Annotated in this window: 5 protein-coding genes and 4 pseudogenes; 7 read left to right on the forward strand and 2 right to left on the reverse strand. The window is 40.0% G+C overall.

The features are described 5' to 3' along the window. Window positions 1-69 precede the first annotated feature (69 nt). From NFR98_RS15060 to NFR98_RS15070, 3 genes and pseudogenes are all read left to right on the forward strand, one after another. Window positions 70-1,308 (forward strand): annotated as a pseudogene (locus tag NFR98_RS15060) (anaerobic ribonucleoside triphosphate reductase); the annotation flags it as partial. After that, the gene (gene nrdG / locus NFR98_RS15065) at window positions 1,305-1,781 is read left to right on the forward strand and encodes an anaerobic ribonucleoside-triphosphate reductase activating protein (protein ID WP_014097059.1); all 477 of its coding nucleotides are present in this window, start codon (window positions 1,305-1,307) and stop codon (window positions 1,779-1,781) included. The pseudogene NFR98_RS15060 and the gene nrdG, both read left to right, overlap by 4 nt. Before the next feature lie 83 nt (window positions 1,782-1,864). After that, window positions 1,865-2,025, forward strand: a pseudogene (locus NFR98_RS15070) (SDR family oxidoreductase); the annotation flags it as partial. Window positions 2,026-2,420: 395 nt separating this feature from the next. Here NFR98_RS15070 and NFR98_RS15075 read toward each other — a convergent pair. Then, window positions 2,421-3,323, reverse strand: a complete 903-nt coding sequence (locus NFR98_RS15075) for a LysR substrate-binding domain-containing protein (protein WP_071452432.1) — start codon at window positions 3,321-3,323, stop codon at window positions 2,421-2,423. Between the two features lie 224 nt (window positions 3,324-3,547). On the opposite strand from NFR98_RS15075, the gene NFR98_RS15080 reads away from it, so the two are divergent. From NFR98_RS15080 to NFR98_RS15095, 4 genes and pseudogenes are all read left to right on the forward strand, one after another. Continuing rightward, window positions 3,548-3,916: an ArsR/SmtB family transcription factor gene (locus NFR98_RS15080; RefSeq protein ID WP_013860499.1), complete on the forward strand. Its 369-nt coding sequence runs from the start codon at window positions 3,548-3,550 to the stop codon at window positions 3,914-3,916. Further along, on the forward strand, window positions 3,909-6,044 hold the full coding sequence (locus NFR98_RS15085) for a heavy metal translocating P-type ATPase (protein ID WP_014097067.1): 2,136 nt from the start codon (window positions 3,909-3,911) through the stop codon (window positions 6,042-6,044). Before NFR98_RS15080 ends, NFR98_RS15085 begins: the two co-directional genes overlap by 8 nt. A gap of 188 nt (window positions 6,045-6,232) precedes the next feature. After that, window positions 6,233-6,808 carry a tyrosine-type recombinase/integrase gene (locus NFR98_RS15090; RefSeq protein WP_013860497.1) on the forward strand — a complete coding sequence of 192 codons (576 nt, stop codon included), beginning with the start codon at window positions 6,233-6,235 and terminating at the stop codon, window positions 6,806-6,808. A gap of 351 nt (window positions 6,809-7,159) precedes the next feature. Next, window positions 7,160-7,696 (forward strand): annotated as a pseudogene (locus NFR98_RS15095) (YqcI/YcgG family protein). Here the strand turns inward: NFR98_RS15095 and NFR98_RS15100 are convergent. Next, window positions 7,671-8,363 (reverse strand): annotated as a pseudogene (locus NFR98_RS15100) (IS1380-like element ISBco2 family transposase); the annotation flags it as partial. The pseudogenes NFR98_RS15095 and NFR98_RS15100 overlap by 26 nt on opposite strands.

Here is an 8,363-nt window from a genome sequence, read left to right on the forward strand (position 1 = left end):
TACAACACTATTTTATATTTTAATAACCGTAATTTGGCTTGTATCTGACAGAATCTGATTCGTTCAGCAAGCCCTAATTACGGTACCGATACGTCCAAAGCCGGGCGATTGCTCGTAAAAAATATGTTGTTGGCAACGAAAGCCGGGCTCGGGAAAGGGGAGACACCGATTTTTCCCATTCAAATTTTTAAAATGAAAAAAGGGATCAATTTTGAACCCGGGGAACCAAATTATGACTTATACCAATTAGCACTTGAAACGACGGCAAAACGTTTATTTCCGAACTTTAGCTTTATAGATTCCACGTTTAATCGTCCCTATTATGACGGCACGCCGGAATCAGAAATTGCGTATATGGGCTGCCGCACCCGTGTGATGGCAAACCGCCATGGAAAAGAAAATAGTATCCGCCGCGGGAATTTGTCCTTTACTTCTATTAATCTTGTAAAAATAGCGCTGATTGCTAAAAATGAATGTGAATTTTTTAACATACTAGATCGTTATCTTCACCTTGCCATTCAACAATTGTTAGAACGGTTTCATTTCCAGGCAAAAAAGCAGGCGAAACATTTTCCTTTTTTGTACGGGGAAAATATTTGGCAGGATAGCGAAAATTTAAACCCGGATGATGAAGTAGGAGAAGTATTAAAACATGGCACATTAAGTGTTGGTTTTATTGGGCTGGCTGAAGCACTGGTTGCACTGACAGGCAAACATCATGGGGAGTCTAATGATTCTTATCAATTAGGGTATCGTATCATTCAGCATATGCGGGAGAAAGTGGACAAAGCAAGTGAGACTTATGATTTAAACTTTTCCTTAATTGCAACGCCGGCAGAAGGGTTATCAGGGAAGTTTACGCGAAATGACCAAAAAGAGTTTGGAAAAATTCCCGGGGTGACGGACCGGTCCTATTATACGAATTCATTCCATATTCCGGTTTATTATCAAATCAAGGCGATTGATAAAATAAAAATTGAAGGTTCTTTTCATAAATTATGTAATGGCGGCCACATCACTTATATTGAGTGTGATGGGGATGTTTCAAAAAATGTCCGTGCTTTGGATCGATTGGTAAAAGCCATGGCGCAATATGATATTGGCTATGGTGCCATCAATCATCCCGTCGACCAGTGCGGCGTCTGCGGTTATTCGGGAATCATTGATAATGAGTGCCCGGTTTGCCATAATGCCGATGAAGGTAGGATTGGGCGCATTAGACGAATAACCGGTTACCTGGTTGGCGATATGAAAAGGTGGAATTCAGCCAAACGTGCAGAAGAGAGCGAAAGGGTGAAACATCAATGAGGGTCATGAATATCATCCACGATTCGGTTGTTGACGGTGAAGGTTTGCGAACCGTGATCTTTTTTGCAGGCTGTCCGCACTTTTGCAAGGGATGCCATAACCCAAGGAGTTGGAATATCCATAATGGGACAGAGATGCCGGTTGAAGATGTCGTTGCAGAAGTGGCCGGCAATCCATTAACAGATGTAACCTTTTCCGGCGGAGAACCCTTTTTTCAAGCGCAAGAAGTGTGCGAAGTGGCAAAACGATTAAAAGCACTGGGGAAAAACATTTGGGTTTACTCAGGCTATACATTTGAACAATTAATCGCTTCCGATGATCCCTGTAAACGGGAATTGCTGCGATATTGTGATGTGCTCGTTGATGGCCCGTTCCTATTGGCAGAGCGGGATTTAACCTTATCATTCCGCGGGAGCAGAAACCAGCGGATCATTGATTTAACAACAAAGCGGGGAATGGAAAGATCATTTTAATCAAAGGCAAAAGTGGAGAGATGGTTGCCCATCTCTCCGCTTTTGCCAGTGTATAATCTAGCTTGTTCGGATGAATCATAGGAAATCCGGAAATGAAAGCGAACGCAACACGCGGAATTCCACAAAAAAGCTCGGTACGCCGGAAGAAGTGGCAGAACTGGTCACTTTCTTATTGACTTCTAAAGAGGAGTACATAAATGGGGAAGTCATCCGTATTGACGGTGGGTTTACCAATACAAAATAGAATGCAATCAGCGCCCAATTACATAGATTGGGCGCTGCATACGGTTATGGACGGATTGTTTCCGTGTTCCATAACTGGAAGTGTTCTGCATTAAATGTATCCGGACTTCCTTCACATTTAGGCGTTCTGCATTCAGATATCCAACAACATTCACGGTCTTTCTTCAGATTGAATATCTGCATCAAGATTCATCGTAAAATTTTCCCCTGCTTCCTTCACATAGACGCCCATGCCGGAACGGGCGCGGCACCGGCATCCAAAATAAAGTCCGGCGGCAAGGCTTGCGAGCCAACTTTTTTGGCAGAAAATGGGCAATCGGAAAAATGATGTTTTTCTCCAGGCTGTGTTTCTGGCATGGGCGGCAGCCGCATATGAAATCCGTATAAAAAGATTGATCAGGAACCGTTTATTCGCTGCTCCTGCTTCGTCAGCACGTCCACCAACTTTTGCTGTAAAGGCGTTAAAATGTGATTGGACCGGTAGGCAAGGGAAATGAGGAATTCCGGCTGGCCGGGGTCAGCGAGCGACAATGCTATGACAGGGGCGTATTCCGGGACGGCAATTTCTGTAAAAAAGCTGATGCCGACATTTTCAGCAACCACAACCATGCCTTTAATGATTTGAATATCATTTGTCCGGTAAATAACCGGCGGATGGGTCCGGGTCTTTTTTGAGAGCCCTTCAAAAGCCAATGGGTGAATAAAATGGTCGCTCAGCTGAATGAACGGTTCGTCTTTCAGTTCTTGAAAAGCCACGGATTTTCTCGTAGCAAGCGAATGTTGCGGGCTGACAATAATTTTAAATTTTTTGCGGGCAAGCAAATGGCTCGTTACGTGCTCGTCTTCTATCGGATGGATTGCGCCCAGCAAGGCCATATCCATTTTCCCCGTTAGCAGTTTGTGAAACAGCGATTGTGAACCATCCTCGTACACATTCATATTCTGCAGCAGATTCTCTTTGGCGAGCATGGAGGAAATGGCCGGGAAATAATAGTTCCCTATAATCGGCGGCAAGCTAATGGAGACCTTTTCCATTTTTAATGCCTGGATTTCCTTCCGGGCAATATCCAGTTCTTTCAGCATCTGGGTGGCATGCCTTTCAAATTGCCGGCCGCTTTCTGTAAAACGTATCTCGTGATGGGACTGGTCCCTTATGATCAGCTGCGTACCAAGCTCTTTTTCAAGCCGCTGGATAGCAGCGGTAATTGCCGGCTGGCTGACATGGAAAAAATTGGCCACTTTTGTATATCGCTTTTCCTGATACAGCTTTTTATAGTATTGTAAATCCTTGATGTTCATAAAAAATCTCACGTCCATTAAAAAAATTCACATTGTGTTCAAAAAAGGGTATCCCCGCGTTCCCCGTTCTGTGCAAACGGCCCCGGTGTTTGTTAAGCGCTTCACATCACTAAAGGGTGTCCATGAAACTATACTAGCATCAATTCAAATAAATGTTTGACTATCAAAAGGAAAGGGGGTACAATATATTCAAATGAACATTTGAATATAAAGAGGTGACATTAATGAGCACCAAAGACACTTGCGAAATTTATTGTTATGACGAAGAAAAAGTGAATCGAATACAAGGCGAATTAGCTAAACACGATATAAGTAGTGTTGCCCTATTATTTAAAGCCATTGCAGATGAAAACAGAACAAAAATCGTTTTTTCACTTTGTCAGGATGACGAATTGTGTGTGTGTGATGTTGCCAACATTATTGGTTCTTCTGTCGCAACAGCTTCTCATCATTTACGGACTCTTCATAAACAAGGAATAGTGAAATATCGAAAAGAAGGAAAAATGGCATTTTATTCACTGGAAGATGAACATATTAAACAATTAATCACGATTGCTTTAGCCCATAAGAAAGAAGTGAAAGTGAATGTCTAATCAACAAACCTTACCATCTGAACAAGAAATGAAAACCTATCGCGTTCAAGGATTATCTTGTACAAATTGTGCAGCCAAATTTGAAAATAACGTGAAAAATTTAGAAGGTGTAAAGGACGCAAAAGTAAATTTTGGAGCATCCAAAATTACAGTTTATGGTGAAACAACGATTGAAGAATTAGAAAAAGCAGGGGCCTTTGAGAATTTAAAGATTCAGGATGAAAAAGAACAAAGGATAGAGTATAAGCCTTTTTGGAAGGAAAAAGAAAATATTAAGGTTTATATTTCGGCTGCATTGCTCATTATTAGTTGGTTTCTAGGAAGGCAATTTGGTGAAAATAATATTATCCCTACGATTGGATATGCTGCATCGATTTTAATAGGTGGATATTCCTTATTTATTGAAGGCCTTAGAAATTTAAGTAAATTTAAATTCGATATGGATACGCTCATGACGATCGCCATAATAGGAGCCGCGTTGATTGGACAATGGGGTGAAGGAGCAACCGTTGTGATCCTTTTCGCCATTAGCGAAGCCTTAGAGCGTTATTCAATGGATAAAGCTCGTCAATCGATTGGAATGTTGATGGATATCGCTCCAAAAGAAGCGTTAATTCGCCGTGAAAATGAAGAAATAATGGTTCACGTGGAGGATATTCAAATCGGTGATATTATGATCGTCAAGCCTGGGCAAAAATTAGCGATGGACGGAATAGTTATAAAGGGTACATCCACATTAAATGAGGCTGCTATCACTGGAGAAAGTGTTCCAGTAACCAAAACCATTGATGATGAGGTCTATGCTGGCACATTAAATGAAGAAGGATTATTAGAAGTAAAAGTAACCAAACGGGTTGAAGATAACACATTATCGAAAATTATTCATTTAGTAGAAGAAGCTCAAGCAGAGAAAGCACCTTCTCAAGCATTTGTTGATAAATTTGCAAAATATTACACACCAGCTATCATCATTTTGGCTACATTAATTGCGATTATTCCACCGTTATTATTCGGAGGAGATTGGAGTTACTGGATATATGAAGGATTAGCTGTATTAGTGGTTGGTTGCCCTTGTGCCTTAGTTGTTTCAACTCCAGTTGCAGTAGTTACTGCCATAGGAAATGCGGCAAGAAACGGTGTTTTAATTAAAGGTGGGATTCATTTAGAAGAAGCAGGTCACTTAAAGGTTATTGCTTTTGATAAAACAGGTACACTTACAAAAGGTATTCCAGCGGTTACAGATATTGTGACATTTGGTGGAAATGAAAATGAGTTGATGACGATTACAGCTGCCATCGAAAAGGGTTCCCAGCATCCACTTGGTACAGCCATTATAAGAAAAGCAGAAGAAAATGGATTGAATATTAATGGAGTTTCGGTTGAAGAGTTTCAATCCATTACAGGTAAAGGCGTAAAAGCGAAAGTAAATAATGAAATGTATTATGTAGGAAGTTCAACTCTTTTTGAAGAATTGCACGGTAGTATCGAAAACGATAAAAAACAAAAAATTGAAAAGATGCAAACACAAGGGAAAACGGTGATAGTGTTAGGAACGGAAAAAGAAATTCTTTCGTTTATTGCTGTTGCTGATGAAATAAGAGAATCATCGAAATCCGTGATCCGTAAACTTCATCAAATTGGAATTGAAAAAACTGTTATGCTTACAGGTGATAACAAAAGAACAGCAGAAGTCGTCGGAAAAGAAGTAGGTGTTTCTGATATTAAGGCCGATTTGCTACCAGAAGATAAATTAAATTTCATTAAAGAACTTCGAGGGAAAAATCAAGGTGTCGCAATGGTCGGTGATGGTGTGAACGATGCACCTGCTCTTGCAGCTTCAACTGTTGGTGTTGCGATGGGAGGAGCTGGAACCGATACAGCATTAGAAACAGCTGATATTGCGTTAATGTCTGATGATTTAAGTAAATTGCCATATACCATCAAATTAAGTCGTAAGGCTTTATCTATCATCAAACAAAACATTACATTCTCTTTAGCAATTAAATTAGTAGCATTGTTGTTAGTAATCCCCGGTTGGTTAACGCTTTGGATAGCGATATTTTCCGATATGGGAGCAACATTACTTGTAACGCTAAACAGTTTAAGGTTATTGAAGGTTAAAGAATGATGAATAACAAGGAAAAAGACCATCTTACCTAAGGTGGTCTTTTTATTTCGTTCAATGTATGAATTTGTATAAAAACATACATTCATTTTCGCTTATTCTCTTGTCTTTTCCCTTTTTCTTCGATAGGATTGAGACATCCTACAAAATCGTACATTCAAATCGTTGATTTTTAAAGGGAAGGAGAAAAGATGACGACACCAAAAAATGTGCAGCCAATCCGTAGTCAGCAGCAATTAGACGATATGAAATGGGCGTTAAAACGCCACTGTTTGCCCCGAGATTACATTTTATTTGTGTTAGGGTGTGAAACAGGCCTACGGGTTGGAGACCTGCTTAAAATCAAAACTGAAGCGATTCTGAGGCTGAAAAACAAAAAAGAGAAGGTTTTACGAGTAAAAGAAGGAAAAACCCAAAAAATCCGCGATATTTATATTGGCCATTGTTTTGAGGAAGTGTATGAATACGCAGCTGGATTAGACAGTGAGTGGCTCTTTCCATCCAGGAAAGGAAACCGGCCGATTACACCGACACAGGCTTATCGCCAGCTGAAAAAGGCGGCTGATTTTGCCGGAGTAGAGCATGTTGGTAATCATACGCTCAGAAAAACATTTGGCTATTGGTTTTATAAAGCCACGAAGGATATTGCCATGTTGCAAGAGATTTTGAACCATTCTCATCCTTCTGTTACTCTCCGTTATATCGGGATCACAGAAGAAGAAACTCAAAATGTCTTGAAACATTTTAGCGTGTTTCAGGATAAATAAAAATTCGGACTGTACAAAATGACAGTCCAAAAATTTTACTCCGAATAGCTTGTAGCTATTCTTTTTTATTTCTACGAATCTGATCGCAAATCTTATTTCAGTTTGCTAGTCTCGAAGGCATACATCTCCTGCGCGCATCCACCATTATTAGGCTGCAATGTTGAAAAAATTGTCAAAAACACAAAAATATTGTAAAATAATATAAATTTTTCAATAATTGGCATTATCTTATTATTATCATCATACACACGGTTGGTAAAAAAGGGGGGAAGCTTAATGATTAAAATTAGTTCACTTTTGGATCAAGAAAAAATCAAAGAGGGAATGGAAAAAGGTATTCTAAAGGAATGGATGATTACCACCTATTCTGATTTTCGAAACTCGTTACTTGATGATTCTGCTCCATATCCTTGTTATTTTGCAGTAGAAGCAGAAAAAAATGGGCTTATTCGTTATATATTTGCTGAATCGGCTTACGATACGCATGAATTATTAAATATTAGAGACGGAGTTTATGAATACATAAAAAGCTACAAATCTATAGGTAAAAGAACGACACTAGTTATCTTTTTTAAACCTTCAGAAAATGAATTGCGAGCAGAAGACTATAAAAAACAATTTTGGAATGTTGTTAAATTTTTGAATGAAAATGATCCGGAACCTTGGCCTTCCGAAATTCCAAAAGATCCAAATCATCCTGAATGGGAGTTTTGTTTTGGAGGATAACCCATCTTTTTAGTTTGCCGGGCGCCGTTTTATTCGGATAGGAAAAGTAGATTTACTGCTAATGGTCTTGAAATTACGATGCAACCTCGTGGTACACTTGACGATATTACGGCTGATACGAAATTGGGTCAACAGTCTTGTCCATCGAAAAACCATATTTAGACTCTTTGATATAGTTTTCCAGACAGGCTCTCTGATTGTAAAATCTCCAAATATCCATAGGTTCCCAGTCCATCGTTGTCACAATGGCTTCATAATCCCAGAGAAAATCAAACAATTGAAGCTGGTCTTCCTCATACTTGTCAGCTTTTCGGATGACCGCAACTCTTCTTGGCTTTTCCCAGGAAGTTGCTTGGTAGTAGACTGTTTTTCCCTCTATAACAATCAGCTCATCATCAACATACCGGATCCACGGAGAATTGTCGTTTTCAACATACTTTTTCAATCTTGATGTCCATTTCAGTTTGCCGGCGTAGTTAATCTTCTGCTGCTCCCAATAACTGTAAAACTTTTCTCCGCCAAATCCCTTGTCAAAACGGGCGTACCGGATAAGGTACTGAGCGGAAAGCAATCGATAGGTTTCCTCGGCAAATTCAATTACGTTGTCAGCTGAATGGACGTTTCCCGGTCTTAGCACACCGTTTAAGCAAAGATGGGATTTTCCTTCAAAAACGAGAAGGGGGTGGTAGCTTTTTCTGCCCGGCTTATGGGGGTTCACCCCGATTTTCGCTCCCTCCTGGTTTCCATAAACAGTTTCGACACTTGAATCAAAGTCAAGAATGAGATCGGAATCCAGCCATGGTTCGATGATGTCCATCACCCGTTCTTT

The sequence above is a fragment of the Weizmannia agrestimuris genome (assembly GCF_943193165.1).
Lineage (GTDB): Bacteria > Bacillota > Bacilli > Bacillales > Bacillaceae_C > Weizmannia > Weizmannia faecalis.

Coding starts and splice junctions, on each gene's coding strand:
- nrdG (WP_014097059.1), top strand. CDS start 1,305: ATGAGGGTCATGAATATCATCCACGATTCGGTTGTTGACGGTGAAGGT.
- NFR98_RS15075 (WP_071452432.1), bottom strand. CDS start 3,323: ATGAACATCAAGGATTTACAATACTATAAAAAGCTGTATCAGGAAAAG.
- NFR98_RS15080 (WP_013860499.1), top strand. CDS start 3,548: ATGAGCACCAAAGACACTTGCGAAATTTATTGTTATGACGAAGAAAAA.
- NFR98_RS15085 (WP_014097067.1), top strand. CDS start 3,909: ATGTCTAATCAACAAACCTTACCATCTGAACAAGAAATGAAAACCTAT.
- NFR98_RS15090 (WP_013860497.1), top strand. CDS start 6,233: ATGACGACACCAAAAAATGTGCAGCCAATCCGTAGTCAGCAGCAATTA.